At 48.7% G+C, this 25,701-nt stretch carries 20 protein-coding genes; 2 read left to right on the plus strand and 18 right to left on the minus strand.

Features of this window, described 5'->3' with window-relative positions:
• The first annotated feature begins 11 nt into the window (after positions 1–11).
• Entirely contained in the window at positions 12–1,328 is a 1,317-nt protein-coding gene (locus GON05_RS06585; protein ID WP_157318381.1) for an ABC transporter substrate-binding protein, read from the plus strand.
• A gap of 298 nt (positions 1,329–1,626) precedes the next feature.
• On the opposite strand, the gene GON05_RS06590 is transcribed toward GON05_RS06585, so the two are convergent.
• The 18 genes from GON05_RS06590 to desA all read right to left on the minus strand — a co-directional run bounded on the left by GON05_RS06590 (position 1,627) and on the right by desA (position 24,756).
• Positions 1,627–1,827: a cold-shock protein gene (locus GON05_RS06590; protein WP_126140957.1), complete on the minus strand. Its 201-nt coding sequence runs from the start codon at positions 1,825–1,827 to the stop codon at positions 1,627–1,629.
• A 170-nt stretch (positions 1,828–1,997) separates the two neighbouring features.
• Positions 1,998–2,216 carry a helix-turn-helix domain-containing protein gene (locus GON05_RS06595; RefSeq protein WP_157318382.1) on the minus strand — a complete coding sequence of 73 codons (219 nt, stop codon included), beginning with the start codon at positions 2,214–2,216 and terminating at the stop codon, positions 1,998–2,000.
• A 24-nt stretch (positions 2,217–2,240) separates the two neighbouring features.
• Entirely contained in the window at positions 2,241–2,636 is a 396-nt protein-coding gene (locus tag GON05_RS06600; RefSeq protein WP_157318383.1) for a pyrophosphohydrolase domain-containing protein, read from the minus strand.
• Between the two features lie 69 nt (positions 2,637–2,705).
• Positions 2,706–3,248 (minus strand): C40 family peptidase, encoded by a 543-nt coding sequence (locus GON05_RS06605; protein WP_157318384.1) that lies wholly within the window; start codon positions 3,246–3,248, stop codon positions 2,706–2,708.
• 179 nt (positions 3,249–3,427) lie between these two features.
• Positions 3,428–4,603: a response regulator gene (locus GON05_RS06610; protein ID WP_157318385.1), complete on the minus strand. Its 1,176-nt coding sequence runs from the start codon at positions 4,601–4,603 to the stop codon at positions 3,428–3,430.
• A gap of 4 nt (positions 4,604–4,607) precedes the next feature.
• A complete protein-coding gene (locus GON05_RS06615) occupies positions 4,608–6,374 on the minus strand; it encodes a sensor histidine kinase (protein WP_157318386.1) in 1,767 nt (588 codons plus the stop codon).
• Between the two features lie 141 nt (positions 6,375–6,515).
• Positions 6,516–7,358, minus strand: coding sequence for a carbohydrate ABC transporter permease (locus GON05_RS06620; protein WP_127454106.1), 843 nt, complete (start codon positions 7,356–7,358; stop codon positions 6,516–6,518).
• A 56-nt stretch (positions 7,359–7,414) separates the two neighbouring features.
• Positions 7,415–8,305 carry a carbohydrate ABC transporter permease gene (locus GON05_RS06625; RefSeq protein WP_181646517.1) on the minus strand — a complete coding sequence of 297 codons (891 nt, stop codon included), beginning with the start codon at positions 8,303–8,305 and terminating at the stop codon, positions 7,415–7,417.
• A gap of 101 nt (positions 8,306–8,406) precedes the next feature.
• Positions 8,407–9,753, minus strand: coding sequence for an extracellular solute-binding protein (locus GON05_RS06630; protein WP_157318388.1), 1,347 nt, complete (start codon positions 9,751–9,753; stop codon positions 8,407–8,409).
• Positions 9,754–10,290: 537 nt separating this feature from the next.
• A complete protein-coding gene (locus GON05_RS06635) occupies positions 10,291–12,594 on the minus strand; it encodes a DUF4962 domain-containing protein (protein ID WP_157318479.1) in 2,304 nt (767 codons plus the stop codon).
• Positions 12,595–12,611: 17 nt separating this feature from the next.
• Positions 12,612–14,624, minus strand: coding sequence for a heparinase II/III domain-containing protein (locus GON05_RS06640; protein WP_157318389.1), 2,013 nt, complete (start codon positions 14,622–14,624; stop codon positions 12,612–12,614).
• Positions 14,621–15,388 carry an SDR family NAD(P)-dependent oxidoreductase gene (locus tag GON05_RS06645; RefSeq protein ID WP_127453902.1) on the minus strand — a complete coding sequence of 256 codons (768 nt, stop codon included), beginning with the start codon at positions 15,386–15,388 and terminating at the stop codon, positions 14,621–14,623. Before GON05_RS06645 ends, GON05_RS06640 begins: the two co-directional genes overlap by 4 nt.
• 456 nt (positions 15,389–15,844) lie before the next feature.
• Positions 15,845–17,692, minus strand: a complete 1,848-nt coding sequence (locus tag GON05_RS06650; protein WP_157318390.1) for a cache domain-containing sensor histidine kinase — start codon at positions 17,690–17,692, stop codon at positions 15,845–15,847.
• Positions 17,689–18,729, minus strand: coding sequence for a response regulator (locus GON05_RS06655; protein WP_157318391.1), 1,041 nt, complete (start codon positions 18,727–18,729; stop codon positions 17,689–17,691). The genes GON05_RS06650 and GON05_RS06655 overlap by 4 nt, the downstream gene beginning before the upstream one ends.
• A gap of 92 nt (positions 18,730–18,821) precedes the next feature.
• Positions 18,822–20,405: an extracellular solute-binding protein gene (locus GON05_RS06660; RefSeq protein ID WP_127453908.1), complete on the minus strand. Its 1,584-nt coding sequence runs from the start codon at positions 20,403–20,405 to the stop codon at positions 18,822–18,824.
• Positions 20,406–20,563: 158 nt separating this feature from the next.
• Positions 20,564–21,445, minus strand: coding sequence for a carbohydrate ABC transporter permease (locus tag GON05_RS06665; protein WP_127453910.1), 882 nt, complete (start codon positions 21,443–21,445; stop codon positions 20,564–20,566).
• An 18-nt stretch (positions 21,446–21,463) separates the two neighbouring features.
• Positions 21,464–22,396, minus strand: coding sequence for an ABC transporter permease (locus tag GON05_RS06670; RefSeq protein ID WP_246238890.1), 933 nt, complete (start codon positions 22,394–22,396; stop codon positions 21,464–21,466).
• 1,328 nt (positions 22,397–23,724) lie between these two features.
• On the minus strand, positions 23,725–24,756 hold the full coding sequence (gene desA / locus GON05_RS06675; protein ID WP_157318393.1) for a Delta(5) desaturase DesA: 1,032 nt from the start codon (positions 24,754–24,756) through the stop codon (positions 23,725–23,727).
• 269 nt (positions 24,757–25,025) lie between these two features.
• Here desA and GON05_RS06680 point away from each other — a divergent pair, with 269 nt between their 5' ends.
• The gene (locus tag GON05_RS06680) at positions 25,026–25,700 is read left to right on the plus strand and encodes a response regulator transcription factor (protein WP_181646518.1); all 675 of its coding nucleotides are present in this window, start codon (positions 25,026–25,028) and stop codon (positions 25,698–25,700) included.
• Position 25,701 lies beyond the last annotated feature (1 nt).

Here is a 25,701-nt window from a genome sequence, read left to right on the forward strand (position 1 = left end):
GGGGATTATCAATGAAAATGCAGATGAGACAATGGGGCATGCTGAGCATGACTGCTTTGATAGCGCTGTCTTTAAGCGCATGCGGTTCTGGGAATAAAGCAAGTACAGCAGGAGGCAGCACAGCTGCAACGACAGCGCCGAACGCCGCAAGCACGCAGCCTGTGAAACTGCGTATTGTATGGTGGGGCTCACAAGCAAGACACGATGCTACGCTAAAAGCACTGGATGCCTATACGAAAAAACATCCGAATGTAACCTTCGAACCGGAATTTTCGGGATTTGACGGATACGCCGATAAGCTTGCTACCCAAGCAGCCGCCAAGAATGCTCCTGATATTATTCAAATGGACCCGGCTTGGCTTTCCGAATATGCGGGCAGGAACCAGCTTGCTGACTTATCCAAAGGCATTCACACCGAAGATATCGACAAGTCGCTCGTAGACTCAGGCAAGTACAAAGATAAACTTTACGCGATCCCGTTAGGCAATAACGCAACCGGCATGATTTACAACAAAAATGCGGTTGATAAACTCGGAATCACGCCACCTAAAAATAACTGGACATGGGATGAATATTTCCAATTCGGTAAAGATGCCAAAGCCAAGCTGGAAAAAGATAAATATGTCTTAATGGATGCAACATCTGACTATACGGTCTACACCGCTTATCAACTGAGCCAAGGCAAAGGCTATCCGATTACGGAAGACGGCAAATTCAACATCGACAAAGACACCTATCTGACTTTTGTTAAAAAATATGCCGAGCTTCGCACAGCTGGTGTCATTCCTCCGGCAGAAATTGCGACCACGGATAAAGAGTCTGACGCAAAACTCGATCTCATGAACAATGACAACGTGTTTATGAAGCGTACTTTCGCTGCTCTGCTACCTGGCTATGAGGCTGTAAAACCTAACGTTTATTCCCTTGTGAATCAACCGAAAGGCGTGCAATCCAGCGGTTGGCTGAAGCCTTCCATGTTCTGGTCTGTAAGCGCGGATTCCAAGTATGCCGAAGAATCCAAGAAATTCATTGACTGGTTCGTGAATGACAGCGAAGCAGCAGATATTCTAACCACAACACGGGGCGTGCCGGTTTCCAAGAAAATGCTCGAGTATTTAACACCGAAGCTCACCCCTGCGGATAAAATGCAAATTGAGCTTATTAAGAACGTAGCTCCTGACGCTCAACCTTTCAATGCCGGAGCTAAAGGCTGGAGCAACTACACAGCGAAGGATTTCAAAACGATCGGCGAGAAAGTTATGTTCGGCAAAGTTACACCGGAAGCTGCATATGATGAGCTTGTGAAAAAGGCGAAAGAGTATCAATAAATTCCCATAGATAGATAAGCACCAAGAAGGGCTGCCCTGAAGTAGATCATCTACTCGAGGGGCAGCCCTTTTGCATGGCACGGACGCCTCCTGAGAGGCGTCTGAGCCTGTCTCTGCTCCGTTTTCTACGCAGTAGCGGATAAGTCTCTCCCAGCCCTCGGAGCGCATCGCAAAATGCCTCTTACGGGCAGCATCTGTGTGGCGGGCCTGTGAGCTGCGGATGCCTAAGGCAAAAAAAAGAACTCTTAACATAATGTTAAGAGTTCTTCTCCGAACTGCTATCTATGCAAGCAAAAGCTTACAGCTTTACAACGTTCTCAGCTTGTGGTCCGCGGTTGCCTTGAACAACGTTGAACTCAACTTGTTGACCTTCGTCTAAAGTTTTGAAGCCTTCGCCTTGGATTGCGGAGAAGTGTACGAATACATCGTTGCCGCCTTCTACTTCGATAAAGCCAAATCCTTTTTCTGCGTTAAACCATTTAACTGTTCCTACTGCCATGGGTAATACCTCCAAAGTTTTAATTAACATGTCTTTTTTCTTGTTTCGAACAAAAAAATTACACATTGGAAAAGGTTTCACAGACTAAAATGATAACCCTTTGCAATAAGCAATTCAGGTTTTACCCCAAAGACTATTAATACTGTACCACACATATTTGGCTAATGCAATTACCCTTCAGAGGCATTTCTTACTAAGGATAAGAGTTCCTCTTTATCCTCTATTTTCAAGGCAATTGTTAGTGCAATTACGACATCATTCGACGGTTGTATTCGACCATTTTCGATGGAATTCAGGATGGAATAACTGACGCCCGCTTTCTCGCCAAGTTTGCGCAGCGTTAGATTTTGCTGTTGTCTCAGCTCTTTCAGCCTGGTATGAAATAACATGCCTCTTCCTCCTCCACTGAAAACTTATTTATCGTTCATTTGTCTGCGAATTTCTGCTCTAATTTTGTCGAAAGGGTCCTGCCAGTCGGGGGGCTTAATGGTTTTGCCAAATTCGTTCTTATGGACTAGACCGTCCGACCACACTTTGGACATGTTGGCGTGATGCACGATGTCAAAAATCGGGCCTGGCTCGACACCCATTTCAACTAAGGTACCCAACACGAAGTACAACTCATCAATCATGGCATCCACTTCATCTTCCAGTGTCGCCGCCTCTTTAAACTCGTCCAGCTCTTCCTGCATCCAAGCTAAGCGTGCTGCCTTGCGGCTCTCCGACAAGCGCTGCGGCGTCGTGCCTACCGGGTGCTCAAAGGTCTGGTGAAACTTTTTCACATCGTCAAAAGCATTTTTCAAATTCATTATCGTTTCCCTGCTCCCTTATGTATGTAGGTTTTCTTTTATATAACACTAAAGGGAGCCATCGGTCAATTACAACCGACGGCCTGTGATGAACCTATTTTTCCAGTAGCTATCATTCATATCCAGCATGACGACGCCGGAGCTCGCCGTGTTGCTCACGAACTTGCCATTCCCGACATAGATGCCCACATGATTGATGCGGCCGGGCTTGGACGTACTGAAGAAGACGAGATCGCCTTCGCGCAGGTTTGCTTTCTTCTTAACAGCTGTCCCCAACTTCGCTTGATCTGTCGAACTCCAAGGGATCGTGATCCCGTTCTTCTTGAAAACCAGCTGTGTAAAAGAAGAACAATCCAGAATCAAACGTGTCGTGTCTCTGACGCCAAATTTGTAACGTACCTTACCAATATAGGATTTTGCCGTGCGTACAACACTACTTGCTTTGCTTGTGCTCGTGCTTGTGGCACTATAGGCTGCAGTTGCAGCAGAATCGCTCGCAGCAGCGAAGGCTGACTGAGGTCCAAATAACATGGTTCCGGACGTTAATAAGGAAAGCGCCAGGCCGATTCCCACGAATGATTTGCTAAGGCGGCTCTTTTTCACTAGTAGCATGATGGGATATCCTCCTTCATGGATCATGGTGATGGGCTTGTTTGGCCCTGGGTCCACCATAACACACATAAAAGGACCGGTATTTACCAGTCCTTTGGGATATCCAAGCGGCGCCTAGCTTTAAGCGCTTTTATTAGAATTTGCTTAAAGTTGGCTGAGTCCCTACCTCTTGACAACACTCACACCGAGTTCGGCGTCTGCTCATTTCGGTATTCAGAGGGGGTCACACCATATTTCTTGCGAAACACCTGCGAGAAATGACGCATGTCCTGATAACCGATCCGATCAGCGACGTCCGCCAATTTCAGCTTAGGGTTCAAAAGCAGCTGCTTCGCCTGTTCCAGACGAAGATGCGTGACATATTCCTTGAATCCCTGGCCGATCTTCTGTTTGAACAACTGACTGAAATAAACCGGATTCAAGTACACGATCGCTGCGACCTTCTCCAGCGACAGGTCGTCATGATAATGCGTGCGAATATATTGCAAAGCCACATCGACCGAGCGGTCGCTGCCGCTCGCATGATGCTCGTAGACCTGCGTCGTTGAAGCTTGACGCATGCGCTGTACTTCGGCTGGCACCGCCTCGAAGCGGTTGATCTGTTCGGAGCTCATAATCTGAAAGGGCACCTTCAAATACTTCACGAGGTGGCTGCGCAGCTCATCCACGAGTGTCGTCAAGAGCGCGGCGTCCGGAAGTGTGACGACGCCGAGCAGGCTTTTGCTGTCGTGGACCGTTACGAAACCTTTGCCGTAGCGCTCAATCAGCTCTTGGAGGACGTTCTCGATAATGAAATTTTCGAGGAAAACGGCCTTATCGCTCTCCATTTTCACCATAATGAGATGGAAATGCGGGTGCTGCTCCATGAAGGGCTTCATATCGATGCGCCCGGTATCCAGCCCTTGCACAAAGCGCTGAAAGACAGCTTCTTGCAAATATTTGCGGTTCGCCTTCAGGAGCTCAGACTCCTCGTTCAGCTCGATTTCGTGAGCGATTTCCTCGCCAAGCTTCCGGATCATCTCGCTGAGCACCTCTTTGCCAATCGGCTTCAGCAAGTAATCCTTGGCTCCGAGCCGCACAGCCTCCTGCGCATACGAAAATTCGGAATAGGCAGAGATGACCACCCATTTCACATTCGGATGCCGGCTCCGGGACATATTCATGAGCTCCAGCCCTGTCATTCCCGGCATGAGAATGTCGGTGAGGACGATTTGTATGCGGTGGCTCCGCAGCAAAGCAATCGCTTGCTCCGCGTTCGCCGCGAGATGAACCTGATGCTCAGGGAAGCGATTGAGCAGCGTGCGTTGGATGCCCTCCCGAATCACCGTTTCATCATCTACGATGAGAATGTCCATGGTTTTACTCTCCTTTCCGAGGAAGCGGCATCGCAATGACGACGGTCGTTCCTTCTCCTTGCTTGCTATGAATGCGAAGTCCATAAATATCTCCGAACATAAGAACGATCCGGCGATGCACGTTGGTAATGCCAATGCCCCGTCTCGTTTGGCCGGATGCACTGGTTGTCTGCGGAGTTTGCAGGGATGCCATAGCTCCGTCAATATCCGATGCGTCCTTGATGAGCTGCTCCTGCATGTTCTGGAGGGCACTCTCTTCGATGCCGACACCGTTATCCTCAATCACAATCCGCAGCTCATGCTCGCTGATCTCCGTGTAGACCCGCAGCACGCCAGGCCGATCAAGCGGCTCCAGCCCGTATTTGACCGCATTCTCAATGATTGGTTGAAGCGTCATTTTGGGAAGGACCACATCCAGACATTCCGGCGCAACGTCCAAAACGGTGCTGACCCTGCCTTCTAAGCGGCTCTCAATGATCGTCATATAATGACGCATTTGATCCAGCTCTTGGCGGAGGGTCGTTTTCGAGGCCTCCTGCCAGTCGCTGCTGTAGCGAAACATATGGGACAAAGCTAAAATAACTTTACCTAAACGGTCATTCTCCCGCTCGTCTAACATCCAATAAATCATATCGAGCGTATTATAGAGAAAATGCGGATTAACTTGAGATTGCAGCGCCTGAAGCTCCGCGTTCTTCTCACTTACGGTGGCGAGCGTGATGCGATCAATCAGCTCATCCATCCGATTCACCATTCGGTTAAAGGAAGACACTAGCGAGTTGATTTCTTCGAACGATTTGACCGTTACTGACCCTTTGAAATTCCCCATCTCCACCTGCTTCATCTCCCGAATCAGCAGCTTAAGCGGTGAGGAAATATTCTGGGAAATAATACTCGCAAGCACCAAGGATAGGAATACCACCGCGAGAATCACGAGGTACAGGTACTCTCTTGTTTTCACAACCTCAGAGTTAATATCACTTTTGGGAGTTAAACCGAAGACGGTCCAATCGGACATCTTCGCTTTGGCGGAAACAATCAGTTGTTCCGTTCGGTCGTCCACGACGATCTCATTGTTTTGCGGGCGCGGCAGGCCTCCGAAAGAAGGCGGACTGTCCTTTTCTCCCGCGGTAGAGGCAATCATATGATCTTCCTTATCGACGATATAAACCTGGCTATTTGGGGAAATCCTCACGTTCGAAAGCGCCGCCAGAATCGGCTGCGGGTTCGTTTCAATGACCAGAACGCCAATCAAGCGATGATCGGTTAGATCGTACAATTTGCGTCCGAATACGAAAACGGAGTCTTGCTGAAACCGGTTGATGATCGAGCCTTTGGACAGACCCAACCAAACCATTTCACCAGAGGAATCCTGCAACTTATGGTACCAGGCCGTACTGGCATAGTCCGCATTAATGACACTGTCAAAGCCGCGTTCATAGTTATAGTTTTTGCCCGCATTCGTAATGATATGAATTCCGAAAATGTCATCTCTGGAATAGTAGGCTGCTCCCATGATATTCGTAATGGTGCGCTCATTAATAATGTTAACCGCTTCATCTTTGCTCGTATCACGATCATGGATTAACCTGAGCATCTCATAATTGCTGTTGAGCGATTTCGTAATGCTGTCATAACCCTGTAGCAGCAATTCAAACAGGCCCACCGTTTGGGAAATATTTTTCTCCGCCAAATCACTGATTTTGCTATGAATAATGTCCGTTGTTTTCTTGTAATAGAGCACGCTTACCACAGTTAAGAGGATCAGCATGCAGGAAATAAAAAGCAAAAACAGCCGGCTATGAATAGAATGAAGGCCCCGTGTCACTTCGAAATCGGTCCCCTTTCGTTAGTCGTTACAGGTTATCATATCACAGGCTGTTTCCTAAACGGCAAAAAGAGAGGGGTGAAGTTAACCCTTCACCGCTCCCGCTACCATACCTTTTGTAATTTTATCGGCTAATAAGAAATAAATGATAATGACCGGCAGCGCACCTAACACGAGAAACGCCCCGATTGCCCCGTAATTTACCGAATATTGACTGACGAAGCTGTTCACCCCGAAAGGCAGCGTTTTGAGCCGCTCGGACGAAATGAATGTCGCCGCAAGAATGTACTCATTCCAAATGTTGATGAACGTCAAGATACATACTGTCATCATTGGAGGAATCGAAATCGGAAGAATAATGCTTCCAAAGATTCGGAAAACCCCCGCGCCGTCTACGACAGCAGATTCTTCAATCTCAGCCGGAATGGATTTCATGAAACCGCTGAGGATAAAGACTGCAATCGGCGTCTGGAACGCGATATAAGGCAAAATGATGGATAGATGCGTGTTCAAAGCATTCAAGTTTTTGAAAATAATCATCAGCGGCAGCAATGTCGCTTGCATCGGAACCATCATCCCGATCAGGAAGATGATCATGACGACTTGGCCGTATTTCCACTTGAACCTTGTAATCGCGAAGGAAACCAAGGAGCTAAGCAAGATAACGCAGACCATTGTAACCGATGTGACGAAAAGACTGTTTTTCAAGTACTGGAAGTAATGCCCCGCTTCTACAGCCGAGGAGAAGTTCTTCCATTGAAGCACTTGCGGGAGGGCGAAAAACCGCCCCGACAAGATTTCCTCATTGGTTTTTAACGAATAAATGAACAACCAAAGCAGTGGATACACTTGTGTAACTACGAGCAACGACAAGAGTGCAATGACCAAAACTTTCAGGATAGAGAAGCTTTTGCGTCTCCGAGTCATTGCAGGCGCAGCTACTGCTGCTTTCCTGACATCTTGCATGGTGACACTCCCCTTCCTTAAGTAAATCTTCTCTCTAGTTTATTAAAGATACCATTGATAATTACAGTTGCAATCAAACATAAGACAACCAAGAATGCAGCGATCGCACTACCATATCCATACTTCATGGATAGGAAGGACATGTTGTACATATGTGTAGAAATGACGTCTGTCGCATGCGCAGGGCCGCCTCCGGTCATAACCATGACCATGTCAAACGCTTGTAAGGAGCCGATAAACGCAAGAACGATCGATATTTTGAAAATCGGAATATTCATAGGGAAAGTGATATACCAGTCAGCTTTAAGGCCTTCCGCTCCATCAATTCGCGCTGCTTCATAAATATCAGCAGGAATGTTCTGAATGCCGGTGAACTGGATCAAAGTGTGGTACCCCAGGTACTGCCACAGGGCCACGAAATACAGAGAGTACATAGCAATCTTCGGATCCGTTAACCAGGATCTCGACCAGCTGTGCAAATTCAACATGTCCAATACTTGATTGAGCATACCGCCCATTGCGGCAGGGTTATAAATGGTTTTCCAGAGCTGTCCGACGATAACAACGGACAAAATAACCGGTAAGAAGTAAGCAGAAACTAGAAAATTCGGCTTTTTGATGAATCGGTTCAAGAGAACGGCTACACCTAAGGCAATTGGAATTTCAACCATTGAAAATACAGCAAACATTAAAGTCCGTTTCACGGACGGCCAAAACACAGGATCATGAAACAACAAGTTACGGAAATTATCCAAACCAACGAATTTTGCACCGCTGATCCCGTTCCAATCCAGCAAACCACTATATAACGATACTAGAATCGGTACAAAAACGAGACAGACATAAATCAACAAACATGGCAGTACAAACATGGCAATCGTCCACTTGGAGACTCTTAACACATTCACTTGGCTCGCCTCCTTCATGAGATATACCAATCGGAATTCACCCTCTACACCTTTGCGGCGCTTAGGATAAATTCCGATTTGGCTGCTAAATGATTATTTATTTACTTTTTGTTCGTATCGTAAGCTGTTTGGTGCTCTTTGCCAACTTCAGCAGGATCTTTCTTCTGAACGAAGAGGTTTTGGATGCTTGCCAAGTGGCCTTGTGCTGTTCCTGGGTTCATTGTGTTATCGAACGCAAGGTCGCCGCCTTTAACTTGTTTGAACATATCCAGAACTTCCATCGCCATATCGGAGTATCCAGCCGCTTTGAAGTCACCATCAACTTTTTGAGCGATACCTACTGCGCCTTTAACCGCGAATGCTTCTTTCGGGAAGTTCAACATGAAGTAGTTCAAGAAATCTTTCGTTTCTTTCAAGTGTTTGCTGTTAGCAGAAACTGCGAACGCGCTTCCTGGTGCAAGCATGAACTCGTCAGGGTTACCTTTGCCTTTAACCGTTGGGAATTTGAATACGCCGACTTTACCGTTAACGGAAGAAGTCTCGATACCGCCTGTTGCCCATGAACCCATGTAGTACATAGCCGCTTTACCTGTTTTGAACAAGTTTTCACCTGCGTTGTAGTCAAAAGAAGTTGCGCCTTCTTGGAATGCGCCAGCTTGAATCAGGTCTTGGAAGCTGCTTACAGCATCCGTGAATGCTGGATCTGCGAATGTTTTCTTGCCGTCAACAACTGCTTGCAGGAAGCCAGGGCCGCCATTTGTGCGAAGCAGCACGTTCATGAACAAGAAGGAACCGGTCCAGGAATCTTTTTCACCGATCGCCATTGGCTGAATGCCTTTGCCTTTCAGTGTTTTTACAGCTGCTACCATATCTTCGAATGTTTTCGGCACTTCTACGCCAGCTTGTTTGAACAAGTCTTTGTTGTAGTAAACGAGACCGATGTTGTTACCATCCGGCAATGCGTAGATATTGTTATTGAATGTGTACCAGTTCAAGATGCCTTCTTGGAACGTGCCTTTCAGGCCGTTTTGCTCAACCATGTCGTTAAGCGGCGCGAACAATCCTGCATCTACGAAAGGTTTCATTTGAGCGGCTGGATTCACGATTGTGATATCCGGAACTTCTTTGGAAGCTGCTTGTGTTTTAAGCTTCAGCTTTTGCTGATCTGTGTTCAGGGAATCAAGTTCGATTTTGATGTTCGGGTTTTTCGTTTGGTAGTCGTTCACGATCTTTTTCAACATGCCGTTTTTCGGATCTGTCGGATCGGGATATATGTTTTGGAACGTAATCGTTACGTTTTCTTTCGTTGTGCTTCCGCCGCTAGGAGCTGCTGATGCGCTTGCGCCCGGTGCCGGTGTCGTTGTGCTGCCGCCTGCTCCACATGCTGTTAAGGAGATAGCCAGTAAGCCTGCTGCTGTTAATTGAAGACCTTTATATTTTTTAATCAATGTGAATCCCCCTCGTTTGTTTGGTGAACTTGATGACCCTATTATCGCTCGAAATTGGCAACCCTTACAATGTGTGAACTTTAGGATTCATGTTTACTTTTTATAGGTTTATGTACCTGAATGTATCCTTTCAAGGGCTTGGGAAAGATCGGCGATAGGGTTTGATGAGCCTTTAGTGGAGCTTGGAAAGAGTTTGAGAAGCGTTTGAAAAAAGCTTGAAAAGATTGAAAGATGTGACTGTCAAAGAGCGTGAAGAGTGGTAAAGCGTGCAGGGCAAGGCTTGCCATAGCCCCGGTATTCAGTAGGATACCCCTTATTGTTGATTGTAGTGACGTACAGAGGCGGTAAGATGTGGTTTGATATCGCAATTTTTGGGGTGCTTGCTCGAACAGTTAATCCGTATTACTGACCAAGAACCGCATATATAACGGTAGATTTTCCCTCTATTTGTCCCGAGACTCCTCATAATGCATGCCGTGAAAATAAAAAACGACCCTCCCACCAAATTGGCAAGGGAGAGTCGTTCTAATAAATAGACTAATAAGCCTTAGGCACCTCAACACGATGAGTTACGCCATCTTCCGTAAAGTAAATATGCGTGTCGAACCCTTGATCGTCCATAAAATAGGACACATACTTCGGCTCGCCGTGCTTAATCGGCACCAGGAGCGTAGCGATCCGGTGGCTGCGCGCAGGCTTCGTCGTCGCCTTAAGATGCCAGTGCAGCGGCAAGCCTTCGATCTCGCTCAGGTCCACGTCCGCGAAGCCCTCATGCTGCGTAAGCTCCAGCTCGCCGGAAGAGCAATAGACGAAGCGACCGTCCATATCGGCTTTGCGGCCTTGGACTTTGAAGGTCTGTCCGTTCAGCTTCATTTCATATAGCGTCTGGAACAGCCAATCCACGGTGCCCGTCTGCGACAGATCGATGTGATCCACGACGACAACATAGGTCCCAAAGAAGTACAGCTCGCGTACGTACCGTTCCAGATAAGGAACGTACTCCTTATACGCTGCTGTGGCATTACTGCGGGAGTAGCCGTAGCCTTTGCGCTGCTCGGCCACTTCAACGAACCCGTTCGCCGCCATGTTCAGCACTTTGTTCTTCTCCGCGTATTGGCCAAGGCCATCGATCAAAATATTATTCGTCGAACGCGTCTGTCTGCGCCAGTTCATGTGCATCGTGGAGCTGAACGCCACATAGTAGCCGCTCTCAATCGCGAGCGGTTCACCATAGGCGTGCAGCAGGAACCCGTTTTGGTCGCCGTGGCTATGGCTGACGGAGCCATATTTGCTGCTCTTTGTAAGCAGCATAATGTGGCGCTCAGGATCCGCCATATTCGAGTGGAAAGCGACCCAACCGATGTCGCGGAACCATTTTACCTGCTCGATGTTCGCATCCGTTGGCACAATAGCTTCCACTTGCGGATAGTCGTGACGGAAAACCATTTCGTCAAAGCGGAAGTCCCACCAGCCGTAGTTGTAAAACTTCATTTCAGAATCGGTATCTGTCTCACGTACTCGCTCAAAATACCACTGATACAGGCCGTTCCCGGTCACACCGGCAAATTGACGGATGTTGAAGCCTGTCTTCAGGCTTACAGGATCTCCCAGCGTGGATTGATCTCCAAAGCTTGCGCGAAGCGTATCCGGGCTGAAAGCGTACAGCGGGAAATCACCTGTTTTCGTAAAAAATGGCCGTTTATAAAAGTTAATACCTGTATATTTTTTCAGCAAGTTCATCGCTTCCGTAACAAAAGCCATCCCGGTTGTCCAATACATCGGACCTTCCGCCCAGCCTCCATCCGGTCCGCCCCAAGGGGAATAGATGCATGCATAGTATTCAAGGGTATAATCCAGCCATTCGCGCGCTTCCGGCTCTTCCTCTAACAAGGCAATGCAGCTCGGAACCAGCACGCTGGACAGCGAACGAACGGCGTGGCTATCAAATGGCACGTGATGAATTTTGGAGTGGTCTATGACATGTGTAGCAATTTGCTGTGCGCGAACAAGCAAAACTTCTCGTACAAGCTTCCGCTCAATCTCCGTTAACTGCCCATGCAGCCAGTCGTAGCCCCATGCGATCGCTCCCGTCATTCGGAAGGAGGCTTCATCGTTGTAATCGCGGCTTGTTGTGCCGTTCGCATCCCAATTGCAGACGTGCAGCAACCACGTTTTGGCGCGGTCCAGCATCTCTTCGTCAGCCAAAATCGTTCCGGCCACCGCCAAATGACGGATGGCATACAGGACTTCTTGCGTGTCCATGTACATTTGACGCCACAGCTTGGCAACACGTTTGTTGCCCGGGTAAGGTTGCGGCTCTGCGATGAGTTCGCGATCCATCCACGGCTTCACAGACTTTTCATAGAAAACGTCGAACCCGCAGTAAGTCGGATCAGCCTCCAACTCGCGTCGGAAAGCATCAATCTCAGCGGACTGAAGCCACAACCGAGGGTGCTGCAAGGAGGTTTCGGCATAGCGGCGATCCCGACTAGGCAGCGGAGTTTCTGGCAGGTCAGCCGGGACTTCAAAGCGTCTCACCTTACTCCAAGCGGTTTGTTCGTCTTTCTCTCCGAGCAAAGCGTAGCGCCAGAAGTAAGTTCCTGCCTCAAAAGCATCATCCGGTGTATATAAATTATAGGGGATCGGCTTGATCGTTTGCGTGTCTGCCTCGGAAAATACGTCCGACTGCGAAATTTGCAGCACGTAACGGTCATTCTCCAGTTGGGCCGGAATCCACGTGAAGCGTGGCGGGTTCTCCAACAGTTCAGTTTGCTCATTCGGCTCGTATTGTACGGTTAATACGCCGCTCTGCGGTTCGTATAATGGCGACAGGGTTGTCATCACGATGCTCCCTTCTTCTATATGAAAATTAAACCTTTATCTTCCGTAAGTTGAATACGTGATGTGCTTTCCGGTTGACCGGGTACGGCAATCTCAATTTCCTGCGTGGAAACACGGGTAATTGAGGCGCTGCTATCGGCCCGATACACGTGGATGAAATCAGCTCTACAGTCATTACGACGGTGCAGGACCGCTGTCAACGGTTGACTCGGGTCGATAGAATCCCCTGGCGTATGTACCGCCAGCAGCTCGTCGCCCGGCTCCGCCAAGGCTGTGTGGAACACGACGGTGTCCTCCCCGAGCGCATAAGACAACTGCACTTGGCCTGTATCCGGCACCAGCCCGCCATTGATCGGCAGCTTCTGTTCAGCCAACGAGGAAGCATCCTTCTCTTGAATCCGAAGTGTGTAAACCTCGTCCCGTTCTTCAAGCGTTCCTGTTAAAGACTGAACAGCCGGGTGCATCCACCATTCCATGCTTCGCGCCCCTTCGGCAAGCTCCACCTGGAACCAATCCAGCAGCCACTCGTCCGTGAGCAGTAGGTGGCGATTCATCGTGCAACCTTCGTAGGCTCCAGTAGATTGCAACCAGGCGTAGACGCACTTCCCGTCACTAGACGCCTCGTAGCGAACACAGCGACCTTCATGCGGCGCTTGAGACATGCCGTCCAGCGACACCGTGTTGTGGCTGGACGTTTCGGCAAACCACGATTTCCGCATATGCGAGCCGTAAGGCACCATGCCAAAATCGGGAGTAAGCGTTTGCGCAGGGTGCATCAACGTTAGATGCAGCTTGTCGTAGTGGCCGTGGGAACCGCCATGCTCGCCGAAATCGGCGAGGAATGACAGCGGGTTCCCCGCCACACGGCCGATGACGAAACCGGCATCCGGCCAGAGCCTTGAAGCCCGCGGAGCCGTAGGAGCCTGTGGGCGCTCGTCTGTGCCATAGAGCAGCGCCTCTAGCTGCTCGCCGCCGGCAGCGCCCAGCTGCCGGTAAGCTTCGCGCAATACCGGCGCGAGGCCGGCAATGCCGTAGATCGCGAGCCCCTGCTCCGCGATCTCAGCGATCTCGCGGGCATAGGGAGCACGCGCGAGCGGCCCGTCATGCAGGGCAGGCAGCGCGCCCTGGTCGTCGGCCAGCTCGGCGAGCGCTTCCAGCATGCCGCGCATGGATTGACCCTCTGCGCCTGTGACGGCGTAGAGGTCAATACCGAAGCGTTGCGCCATCTCCGCAGCGATCAAGTACGCCCGAAGCACGAATACGTGGTAATACGTGCTTCCTTCGAATTCGAACTGATCGGGTTTCACGCCGATCGAGAGATGATGCTTGAAGCCGCCTTGGCCTTCAATCAGCGCTTCCAGCGCCGCTTGTTCGCCGCGCGCGGCGTAGACGCAAGACAATGACGCGTTCAGCCAAGCGGTGTAATTGTTCTCCGCATTGTTCCGCTCATGAATAAGAATGTGCCGGTATTCTTCCATACTCCCGGCAAGCAATCCCAAAAAGACGTCGATAGCCGCCTGCTCCTTCTCATCGAACACAACGCCTTTATCGCGCAGTAACAGGTAAGCGCGAATCAGGGTTGTGGACCAGATCGCTTCCGTGAGCGCTTGATGGAACGCGCGCCCTTTCAGCATCCAGCTCTGCGCTTCCGGATGCACGGGGTAGAGCGGGAACTGCTCGGCGTATTCGACGAGCAGTCTTTTGCTAAGCTGAGCGTAGGAAGCCTCGCCAAGCGCTGCATAGACAGCCGCTGCCTGCAACGCAACGCGTGCCAGCGACTGATGTTTAAACACGAGCCAAGCGCCGCGGTAGGCTTCGCCTTCGATGCTGCAGCCGTGCGGACACGCAAACTCGGATGCGTCGACTTGCCCATCATCGAACACCAGTTCGGTGTGATGATGTGGACAAACATACTGGTGCCACCAGCCACCAGGTTCTTTCGGAATCGACAGGCTGCCGGCTTGCTGCAGCTTGTCGATTTCCTCTTTTAAAATATGGGCGATACGGTCCGATCTAAGCGCGGTACTCATCGCATCATCATCCCGCCGTTGATTTCAATCGTTTCACCTGTTACATAAGAAGCCAAATCAGAAGCAAGGTAAAGTACGGCGCCAGCTACATCATCAGGTGCTCCTTCACGTCCAAGCGGAATGCCGTTAATGGTCGCTGTACGAGCTGCGTCCGTTGTAAATGTCGCGTGGAACATCGTGTTCCCGATAAAGCCTGGGGATACGTTATTCACGGTAATGCCGCTAGCTGCGACTTCTTTCGCCAAGCCTTTGGAGTACGTAAGCACGGCTGCTTTGCTTGCTGCATATACGCTCGAACCTGGTCCGCCGCCGTTATGTGCAGCAACAGATGTCATGTTGACGATACGGCCGTAGCCTTTGGCTTTCATGCCGGCAAGCACTCTTTTGCACATGAACACGGTGCTTTTCAAATTAACATCCATAATGCGGTCGTACATCTCTTCAAACATTTCGGAATTCGGCACACGCTGTACCAGATGACCGGCATTGTTGACTAAAATATCAATGGTGCCACCTAGCGCTTGCTCCACTTCATTAACAAGTCTATCGATCTGCTCGATATTCGTCACATCGGCTTGCACTAACACGGCTTCCCCGCCCGCCGCTTGAATAGCTGCGACAACTTCTTGCCCTTGTGCCACGTTGTTCAGGCAGTTCACGCCAACTTTTGCTCCATTGCTAGCCAAAGCCAGTGCGATCGCGCGTCCGATCCCCGCGTTTGATCCTGTTACCAGTGCAATTTTCCCCGTTAAGTTGATGTTCATATGAATTCCTCCCATGTTTTGTATAAGATATATATGAATGGGAAAATAAGAGCCTCTAGCGACTTCTATTTCCCGTTTACCAACGAAAATTTTGATCGTTCGCCTTGGAGACTAGCCATCTCGATGAGTGTAACGGACTCTAGGAACGTTAAATGAGTCTATTTGCTTCCTTTTTGAATGCTAACGGACATGAGCGACTCTATTTCTTCTTCTGAGCATAGAAATGCCATCATATCAAGCCAATAAGGACTTCTGTGTCCGTTAAAATTGTTCGCGATAGACTTTTGGTCCGATTAAGGTCCTCTGAGTCCGTTAGCTTTTAGATGGGCAAAGACGTGGGGGCCCGGCGGGATTGGCAGCGTGACTCAAGCGTTCCCCAGGCGTTCCTCCTCTGCCTTCAGCCCAACTCGCTTGCCCGTAGATGGGCAGTGGCAAGGCGGGTTTGGCCCGCTTCCATCAGCTCCGCATCTTCGGCCGCGCCGTCTCCGGCATCGTCATCGTCAGGCACGAGCCGCGTCCCCACTCGCTGTCGACCGACAGCCCGTAAGCCTCGCCGAACACCATCTGTATGCGCCGATGCACGTTCATAAGGCCAATGCCGCCTCGCCGAGGCGAGCCGTTCTCTTCCGGCTCCGCCAATCGGTTCTGCTCTAGCTTCTTCCGCAGTTCCTCAAGCCGCTCCGGCTTCATGCCGATGCCATTGTCCTCTACAAAAACTTGGAACAAGCCGTTTTCCTTCTTGGCGTTGATACGGATAAAGTGATGCGGCTCCACGCCGTCCGGAAAAGCATGTTGGAAAATATTTTCAATCAATGGCTGCAGCGTCAGCCGAACCATTTTCTCCAGCAGCAGATATGGCGGGATTGCCACATCAATTTCGAACTCTTTGCCCGTCCTATGCTGCAATACAATCATGTAGTTGCGAACATGGTTCAACTCATTGGCCACTGTAATTTCTTCCAAATTGGTCTGAACGGAATAACGGAGCATGAACGCCATGGCTTCCACCATTTCGGTGATTTCCGTTGAATCCTGAACAATGGCATAACAGTTAATCGTTTCGAGTGTGTTATATAAAAAGTGAGGATTAATTTGCAGCTGCAGCGACTGGTATTCCGCCCGCTGCCGCTCCAACTTCGTCTCCCCTAGCTCCAAGGCATTTTTCTGCTGTTCTAGCTCCGCCTCGTAGACCCGCTCAATCATATCGGATAGGCGCGTCACCATCAGGTTGTAGCTGTGAATAAGTCCGCCGATCTCGTCCGTACGGCCGGATTCATCAATGTACTGCCAATTTCCCTTTTCCGTCTCTCGCATACTGTCTTTCAACCAACGAATCGGAGCAATTATTGAACGCCCGAAACGGGTTGCCAACCACAACGCAATGGCCAGGGTAATCAAACCTACACTGATTGTTGTCGTTCGAATCGTATCAGCTGGTCGCCGCAGCTCGTCAACCGGCATGGAAGCAACCAGATTCCAATCGGAGTAACCCGATTTGCGCGACACAAACATGCGCTCCTCACCGTCATACTTGTAAATGAAGGTCTGGTTGCCGCTTGCCAGCACATGCGAAGCCAAATCGTCCTGCGGCTTGCGCTCGCTCATCGAACGAGGGTAGATGTAGTTTCCAGCATCGTCTATGATGAAAAAGAAACCCTTTTTCCCCAGACTCACCCGATCCCACGTCTTCGCCAGCTCATCCAGCTTAATCTCGATGGCGACGACTCCGCGATTGGCATCCCCGTAAGAAGGTCCTCTTACTTTACGTGCCATCGTCACGACAGAGCCCTGATCCACCTCGCGAATGCTCATATTCAGCAGCGAGATTTTTCCGTCTACCGGCGTCATTTTCATCAAATAATCATACTTTTCTTTCACCAGTACGGGATCAAAATTCAGCAAATTCTGATTCTCATAGATGACTGAGCGCCCATGCTGGCCAACCGCATAAATCATGTTCAACTGTTTATATAACGTCACAACGGAAATGACCGAAATACGTGCAAATTCCTTGATCTTTTCGCTGTAAACATAGTACTCGTACGAATCATCCGGTTTGATTTCCATAAATGCACGCACATCCGAGTTAGAGGAAAACGCATTGCTGAGGAGCTCGTAGGCCTGCAAATAACTATCCGTCTGATAGTTGGCACTGTCGATCATTTGCTCCATGTACTGCTTTACCTGGCCATCGAGCGCTCTGGAAGACTGCACATAGGAGAAAGCGCCAACCGATACGAGGGAGAGCACGATCACAATGAGAAAGTTGGAAAAAATTTGCCGTGACAGCGTCTTGCCTCTCATGTACGAATCCCCATTTGCTGGCGATACTCGGATGGAAGGCAGCCTTCATACTTCTTGAATGTTTTCGTAAAATGCGGGTGGTCAGCATATCCGACTTCCCCCGAAATATCCGTGATGCGCCATTGCGGCTGCTCCAGCAGCTTTTTCGCTTTTTCCATGCGCCTGCGTGTGCGGTACTGCACGAATGTTTCCGATGTACTTTGCTTGAACAATTGGCTAAAATACGATGGGTTGAGTCCGATAAATTCGGCGACTTCCTCTAAGGAAACCTCCTCTGCGAGGTGCGTCTCAATGTATTGCTTCGCTACCTCTACAGGGTCTTTCAGCTTCCCTTTCCGCTTATTCCTCAGCTCATCCAAGTGGCCGTAGACCGCACCGGTGAATCGGAGCCAAGCTTCCTCTTCGCTGTCAGTGCCGGTTAGGGCAAGCTCGCCTTGCATGAGATAAACATCGCGCACATTCAAACGTTGATGCAGCAAGGTATGAATTTCCTGCAAAATATCGAGAAGCCGGTTCAGCTTCAGCTTATAATCTTTGAGCTCTGTATAAATTTCTTCGAGCAAGCTGTCTAATTCCGCCTGGTGCAGCATCCAGACCGCATGCTCCATGCGGCTCGCCCATTGTTCCAGCTTCGTTACGGCAATGAAAGATTCCGAGCTTACTTTGGACTTGGTACGGATCAGCTTCTCCAATACGTTCTGAAACCCTTTGATATTTACAGGCTTCAGCAAATACTCTTTGACACCATAAGAAACACATTTCTGGGCATATTCAAAATCGCTATACCCGGAAATGACGACAACCTGGATGTCCGCATCCATTTCGGCCACGCGGGCGCACAGCTCCAAACCATCCATTTTGGGCATACGAATATCGGTAAACAGGAAGTCAGGTCGATCCTCTTGAATCCTCTGTAAGGCGACAACACCATTCTCAGCCGTTCGCAGGCTTTCGATCGGCAGCTCCGATTGTTCGACTAGCTTTTGTAATCCTTTGCGTATCATCGGTTCGTCATCGACAATGAGGATGCGGTACATGAGGCGGCAGCTCCCTTCTTACCCTTCTGAAATGCCCGCTCCCCACGCGCTGGTTTGCTCGTGAGGAGTCGGTCATGCTCAATTGCTTGAGCTTATTTACGCGGCATCGACACAGTCGTACCGGAATCTTTGCTATTGAACTTCTCTGTAGCTTCCTTGATCACTTCGTTGCCGCCTTTGGACTTCCACTCTTCCAATACTTTCGGCCAGTCGGAGATCGGCTCTTTGCCGTACACCATTTTGACCATGTGAGAAAGAATAACAGGAGGCGCTTGGTCGGACAGCGGTGAAATGTCAGGATTTTTCATTAAGGACTCCAGGCGCGGCTCGAAGTTGATGCCGTCGCGTCCTTCATTTTTCAAAGTCGTATCGTACACGTTCATTAATTTTTTGCCATCTTCTGTCATACTAAGTGTGCCTTTATTATAAGTTGTATCCTGAACCAACCACAAGAAGGATTGGCGGTAACGCTCTTCATCTACACCAGCCGAATCTGTCGGCGATTTGTAGTCGATTTTGCCGTCTACCGTTTTGTACGTGTCGCCTTCGATACCGAATGTGAAGAATTTCTCAGCTTCGTCAGACATCATCCAATCGTAGAATTTGATGATTTGCGCAGCATTTTTCACATTTTTGTTGATGAAGTAAGCACGCGGCGCAGGTCCGTACAAGTAGTGGCCGCCTTTACCGTCCGGTCCTGTCGGGGATGCGATGATTTCGATATCGCCCGTTGGCACCGTCGTTTTCAACTGTGTTTCCCATTGCAGCATTTCATTGGCGTTCATGGACCACATACCTGCTTTACCGGCAAGGATTGTGTTTTTGAATACCGTTGCGTTGATCGTTGCGAATTCTTTGTTGATCAAACCTTCGTCAAACATCGTTTTGTAGGTTTGAAGCGCTTTGGTCATATTCTCTGTGTCGAAAAACTTCGGCAAAATTTGATCGCCGGACTTCTCAAACATGGAGAGGTATGGATAGACGTCATAAGCTCCGAAGAAGGAATCCGCATATTTAAAGTTTTCGCGACCCATGTAAGGGTTCTCAACGCCCATTTCTTTGAACTTGCGAAGTACAGCCATGTACTCATCGACTGTTTTCGGCACGCCTAGACCGGCTTTATCCAGCAAGTCCTTACGAACGAAGATCGCGCGACGGGATGGGTTGGACAAATACTCTGGAATCGCATAGATTTTACCGTTGTATGTTACGTTATCCCAAGCGTCTTTCGGCACTTTTTTCAGCAAATTCGGGCCGTACTGCTTCAGCAAGTCGTCCAGCGGCATGAATACGCCTGCTTTCACGGAACCCGCCATTTCTTTCCCGTTCACACCGCCGCTGCCTTGAACAACATCAGGAATGTCGTTGGTTGCAAACATTTGGATCATTTTTTGTTCATATTCTTTGTGCGGAACAAGCACGATATTCAAATCGGAGTTTGTTAGTTCTTCGAGTTTCTTTACCCATTTGTCTTGGTTGATATCAGGAGACTTCTCCACGTGCCCGAATGCCAGTGTACGCAAGGAGATGGAGAACTTCGTTTTTTCCGCCGGCTTTGCGCTAGCTCCGTTAGCTGCCGCACTGGTTGCCGGTTGTTCTGCTGGCTTGGAAGAGCAAGCTGCCATCGTAGTGGCCAAGAGAACTGCGGCCATCGTCGTGGGAATCCATTTTTTCATTTCTACCCCTCTTTTCATTTCGCTAAAATATGACCTCATACACACTCATTGTAAAAGCGTTTACAATTTGTCGATATGGGCTGTCTTTAGTTCGAATTGTCTTTTTTTTAGAATGTTGTTAAAACTCGCCATCTCATACATGATTTCACAAATGATCCTTATGATTTGACGGAGCCTACCATCATCCCTTTGACGAAATGACGCTGCAAGAACGGGTAAATCAGGATAATCGGGATCGTCGCGATAATAATCGTCGCCATCTTGATCCCCTCCGGATCCATATGAGCCAGTCCGCTAAATTGCGAAGAGTTAGGATCGATGCTGATATCTTCAGATACAATGAGCTGGCGCAGCTTCACTTGAAGCGGCCATAGTGCTGGTTTGTTGATATAGTAAAGCGCGCTTTGATACGTATTCCAGTGGCCTACGGCATAGAAAATCCCAAGGGACGCCATAACCGGCTTGGATAGAGGAAGCACGATGTTCCAGATCATTCTGAGCTCCGAGCAGCCGTCGATCCGGCCGGAGTCAATCAATTCGCTAGGGATCTGCAGGAAGAACGACCTCATCACGAAAAAGTTAAATGCGCTGATCGCACCTGGAATCATAAGAGCCCAAAGCGAGTTCGTCAGATGCAAGTTTTTCATCAAAATAAAGTTAGGAATTAATGGTGCTGTAAATACCATCGTAATTAGAACCATAATCACGACCGCATTGCGTCCGGCATACTCGGGGCGCGACACCGGATAAGCCAGTGAAGCTGTTGCAATCAAGTTGATGAGCGTGCCCACTACCGTAATATACACGGTTACTCCGAAAGAACGCCAGATGGCCGCGTCGCTAAACACATATTGATAGTTGATCGCTGTAAATTGTACTGGCAGGAACAAAACCTTGCCGTTCACGATAGCTTGAGATGAACTGAACGATTGAGCCAGCACGTTTAAGAACGGCAGGAGCATCGCCAATGATAGGAGCGTTAGAAATACGACGTTAAATATGTTAAAAACTTGCCAACCGGCTGTCGGCTTGCGATTCATATAGCGTTCACCTCCGTCTTAATACAAGCTTTCACCCGTTGTTTTTTTGCTGAGCACATTACCTGTTACAATAAAGATGACACCTACTACTGCTTTGAAAAGACCGATGGCCGTTGTATAGCTGAACTGTTGGCCCAATAATCCCGCGGTATAAATGTAGGTATCCAAAATTTCACCATTTTCTTTATTCAGCGGATTCAAGAACACGTATACGCGCTCGAAGCCGAAATCTAAGAACTTACCAATGTGCAGCAGGAACAAAATCATAATGGTTGGCAGCAGCGATGGAAGCGTGATCGAAATGGTTTGTCTCCACCGATTGGCACCGTCCACTTCCGAAGCTTCATATAGATCCGGATTAATTCCCGCAAGAGCTGCCAAATAAATAATCGTGCCGTAACCCGAATCCCGCCAAATCCCTGACGAAATGAGAACCGTGCGGATCCAGGATTCTTCGCCCAAGAAGTAAATCGGTTCAAACCCGAGCCAAGCGATGAAATGGTTCACCGCGCCAGTCGAAGGGGAAAGAATGCCGATGGCGATCCCGCTCACAATAACCCATGACAGGAAGTGAGGCATGTAGACGACCGTCTGAAGAACGCGCTTGTACAGCACAACGCGCAGCTCGTTAAGCAAGAGAGCCAGGATGATTGGCGCAGGGAATGCAAGCACTAAATCGTAGATCCCGATTAAGACGGTATTTTTCAAAATTTTGATAAAATCATAATGGGCAAACATCCGTGTAAAATGTTCAAAACCCACCCATTTGCTGCCGGTGAAGCCGTCAAAAATGTTGTAATCCTGAAAGGCAATAACTGAACCTAGCAGTGGTACATACTTGAAAATAATAAAATATAAAATCCCTGGCACTGATATCAGATACAGCGCCCTATACTTCCAAAACGTTCGCAGAAAGGATTTGCCCTTTTTCGTCTGCGCACGCTTATTCATCTGTTCTACCGCTTGCGCGCCTACCGCCATCATCTAGCCCCCCTCACTATTTCTTCGTCGATGTTATACCCCTATGGTACCTTGCTAAAGCGCTTGCAACAATGGAATGTCTTTTCACCGACTTGTGTTTTTTTTAGGTTGTGGTTGTGGTTGTTGCCTGCTCTACACTGCACAAAATACAATATGGGGCGACTAGAGCAGCTCGTCAGGTGGAAGAAAATTCAACCTTGTTCCTTAAATAAACCGTTCGATGACACCAGTTTCCCCTAGCGTTTCAAGTTATCTTGCCTTTGTTGCACTTCGTGTAACGAAAAGGCTGATTGCTTACGCCTGGGGCATTCTACGTTGCACTTTGAGCGACGAAAGGCTGCTTACGCACACCTGAAGCACTCCATGTTGCACTTTGTGCAACGAAAAGGCAGATAACACACATCTCGAGCTTTCTACGTTGCACTTTGTACAACGATATCGCTAAAATTAGCTACCTTAAGGGCCATTTTGGGTGAAATGGTTGTACTTTGTGCAATGAGAGTAGGGCTTGTGCTGTTTATGCGGCTTCTACGTTGTAGAAAGTGCAGCGTAGATAAGAAACACAGGCGGCTTGAGGGTAACCCCCCGCTAATTCAAGTTCCATTGGATCACTTCCAATGGAAACACGCTTTATCGGCTTAAATCCTCTACTCCATTGGATGAAATCCAATCACCTACATTGCGCTTAATGCAACGATAAGGCTACTTGTTTGCGCCTAGGCTGCCCTACATTGCACTTTGTGCAACGAAAAGGCAGATAACGCACACCTGGAGCTTTCTACGTTGCACTTTGTACAACGATATCGTTAAAATTAGCTACTTTAAGGGCGACTTTGGGTGAAATGGTTGTACTTTGTGCAATGAGAGTAGGGCTTGTGCTGTTTATGCGGCTTCTATGCTGTAGAAAGTGCAACGTAGGTAAGTGGTAGGGGCAAGTTCGAGGGTAAAGCACCATCATCTCCCGCTACTTCAAGTTCCATTGGATCATTTCCAATGGAAACACGCTTTATCGCCTTAAATCCTCCGCTCCATTGGATGAAATCCAATCACTCACTTCAAAATGGCCTCATATCAGCGCCAAATCGAGCCCCCCGTTGGATTTAGTCCAACGAAACGGGTCTAAAAGCACCCAAAATCGCCTTTTCGTTGGATTTCATCCAACGAGGACCAACACACTATGAACGCCCAGCTCGCTGCCGCGGTCCATTCCCCAAATCTCCCCTCACCAACCACAGACCCAACAAAAAAAGCTAACAGCCAAAGTAGAATTTCCACTTTAACCGCCAGCTTTTCAACATTTAGTCCATTTCCAACGTTTTGACGAGGCCTCGCTTCACTTTTATAGGCTTCAAATCCTTGAAGCGGATGAATTTTTTCGTATCTTCACACCAAATGCGGAACTTGAGCGATTCCAAGCTCGTCATCAGCGTAATCGTCTGCACGTTGCGCAGCACAGCGTTTTTGTTATGAACCTTTTCCAAGTAATAGTTCGGAACTCGCGGACTCAGGTGATGAATATGGTGAAACCCGATATTCCCCGTGATCCAGTGCAGCACTCTAGGCAGCTTGTAAAAAGAACTGCCATGCATCGCCGCTTTGACATAATCCCACTCAGGTTCATTTTCAAAATAAGTCTCTTCATAGTTATGCTGCACATAAAACAGCCAAATCCCCATCATGCCCGAAACGAAAAACATTGGACCTTGAATAAGGAGCACCGACTGCCAGCCAATCGCCCAGCACAGCAACGCTAAACTTCCCACGATGCTAACATTCGTGATATACGTATTCATGCGTTCTTTCATTCCCGCACGCTTGCGGTTAAAACGATAATCTATAAGAAAAATGAAGATCGGTCCAATGATGAACATGATCAGCGGATTGCGGTATAGCCGGTAGGTAAGCCTTTTTTTCCATGAGGATTTCTGATATTCATCAACCGTCAACGTCCAAATATCGCCTACACCTCTGCGGTCCAAATTGCCGCTGGATGCATGATGAATGGAGTGCGTGTAACGCCACTGATGATATGGCACGAATGTCAGAATTCCTGTCAACGTACCGACGATTTCATTCGCCCATTTATTTTTGAAAAATGATTTGTGACAGCAATCGTGGAAGATGATAAAAATGCGCACCAAGAAGCCGGAGGCGATAATGTCGATCACAAGCGTAAGCCAGATCGAGACCGAAAGGCTTAAATATGCAAAATACCATAATGCAAAAAAGGGAATTAACGTATTCATAATTTGCCATAGGCTGTGTTTCATATGCGGTCTTTCGTAGGGCGCGATGTCTGAACGCCACCCATTTTTATCATCATGCTTCATTCCGTTTAGAACTCCTTCTCTCCACATCGTGTCGGATCTGATTTGTTGTCACCTGTTGTAGTACGTTGCAGATCAAATTAAGTTCCCTAATACGGAAAGAAATATTACATCGCACTCTCATCATAAGGTTGAAAACGCTTTTTGTAAAAGGCAATATAAGTCAATCGTATTTACATAGCTCGTCTGTTGTGTAGAATGTATACACATAGATGATGCCTAATGAGACATGCCTACGATATGCAAAAAGCTGCCGGAAAGGAACTTTCCAAATGACGATATTAATTATTGAAGACGATTCCAGCATCCAAATGCTGCTCAAATTAAGCCTTGAAGTTGAGGGTTTTCACCCGATCGTAGCCGGCACCGTCGCCTCCGGTCTCGACGTGCTCGCTGCGCAGCCGATTGATTTGATCTTGCTGGATCTGATGCTGCCGGATCAGTCGGGCTTTGAGCTTTTGAAAACGCTGCAACAATCGTATAAAGACATACCTGTTATCGTACTCACAGCGAAAAACGAAATGAACGACAAAATATTAGGCTTCCAGCTCGGCGCCGATGATTATTTGACCAAGCCCTTTGAAACACGGGAGCTAATCATGCGAATTCGGGCGGTTATGCGCCGAATGACCCCGGATGCCACAACACATGCGGTTGATATCCTCCAAGCCGGGGTCATAGAGATCGATCGCAATGAGCGGTCTTTGAAAGTGGCGGGCCAACTCGTCAAAACAACCAGCAAGGAGTTCGACTTCCTCTGGTTGCTGTGTAAAAATCCGAAGAAAGTGTTCACGCGGGAGCACATTTTGGACCAGGTATGGGGGTTCGAATACTACGGACAAACCCGCTCCGTCGATATGATGGTGAACCGGCTCCGCGAGAAAATGAAACCCCACGATCATGTGCTGGCCACGGTTCACGGAATGGGCTACAAGCTGGAGGTTTGAG

The organism is Paenibacillus anseongensis (genome assembly GCF_009757995.1).
GTDB classification, from domain to species: Bacteria; Bacillota; Bacilli; order Paenibacillales; family NBRC-103111; genus Paenibacillus_E; species Paenibacillus_E chondroitinus.

Bases quoted from the DNA above. Each gene is read 5' to 3' on its own strand.
- GON05_RS06585 (WP_157318381.1), top strand. From the start codon at position 12: ATGAAAATGCAGATGAGACAATGGGGCATGCTGAGCATGACTGCTTTG.
- GON05_RS06590 (WP_126140957.1), bottom strand. From the start codon at position 1,827: ATGGCAGTAGGAACAGTTAAATGGTTTAACGCAGAAAAAGGATTTGGC.
- GON05_RS06595 (WP_157318382.1), bottom strand. From the start codon at position 2,216: ATGTTATTTCATACCAGGCTGAAAGAGCTGAGACAACAGCAAAATCTA.
- GON05_RS06600 (WP_157318383.1), bottom strand. From the start codon at position 2,636: ATGAATTTGAAAAATGCTTTTGACGATGTGAAAAAGTTTCACCAGACC.
- GON05_RS06605 (WP_157318384.1), bottom strand. From the start codon at position 3,248: ATGCTACTAGTGAAAAAGAGCCGCCTTAGCAAATCATTCGTGGGAATC.
- GON05_RS06610 (WP_157318385.1), bottom strand. From the start codon at position 4,603: ATGGACATTCTCATCGTAGATGATGAAACGGTGATTCGGGAGGGCATC.
- GON05_RS06615 (WP_157318386.1), bottom strand. From the start codon at position 6,374: ATGCTGATCCTCTTAACTGTGGTAAGCGTGCTCTATTACAAGAAAACA.
- GON05_RS06620 (WP_127454106.1), bottom strand. From the start codon at position 7,358: ATGACTCGGAGACGCAAAAGCTTCTCTATCCTGAAAGTTTTGGTCATT.
- GON05_RS06635 (WP_157318479.1), bottom strand. From the start codon at position 12,594: ATGACAACCCTGTCGCCATTATACGAACCGCAGAGCGGCGTATTAACC.
- GON05_RS06640 (WP_157318389.1), bottom strand. From the start codon at position 14,624: ATGAGTACCGCGCTTAGATCGGACCGTATCGCCCATATTTTAAAAGAG.
- GON05_RS06645 (WP_127453902.1), bottom strand. From the start codon at position 15,388: ATGAACATCAACTTAACGGGGAAAATTGCACTGGTAACAGGATCAAAC.
- GON05_RS06650 (WP_157318390.1), bottom strand. From the start codon at position 17,692: ATGAGAGGCAAGACGCTGTCACGGCAAATTTTTTCCAACTTTCTCATT.
- GON05_RS06655 (WP_157318391.1), bottom strand. From the start codon at position 18,729: ATGTACCGCATCCTCATTGTCGATGACGAACCGATGATACGCAAAGGA.
- GON05_RS06660 (WP_127453908.1), bottom strand. From the start codon at position 20,405: ATGAAAAAATGGATTCCCACGACGATGGCCGCAGTTCTCTTGGCCACT.
- GON05_RS06665 (WP_127453910.1), bottom strand. From the start codon at position 21,445: ATGAATCGCAAGCCGACAGCCGGTTGGCAAGTTTTTAACATATTTAAC.
- GON05_RS06670 (WP_246238890.1), bottom strand. From the start codon at position 22,396: ATGAATAAGCGTGCGCAGACGAAAAAGGGCAAATCCTTTCTGCGAACG.
- desA (WP_157318393.1), bottom strand. From the start codon at position 24,756: ATGAAGCATGATGATAAAAATGGGTGGCGTTCAGACATCGCGCCCTAC.
- GON05_RS06680 (WP_181646518.1), top strand. From the start codon at position 25,026: ATGACGATATTAATTATTGAAGACGATTCCAGCATCCAAATGCTGCTC.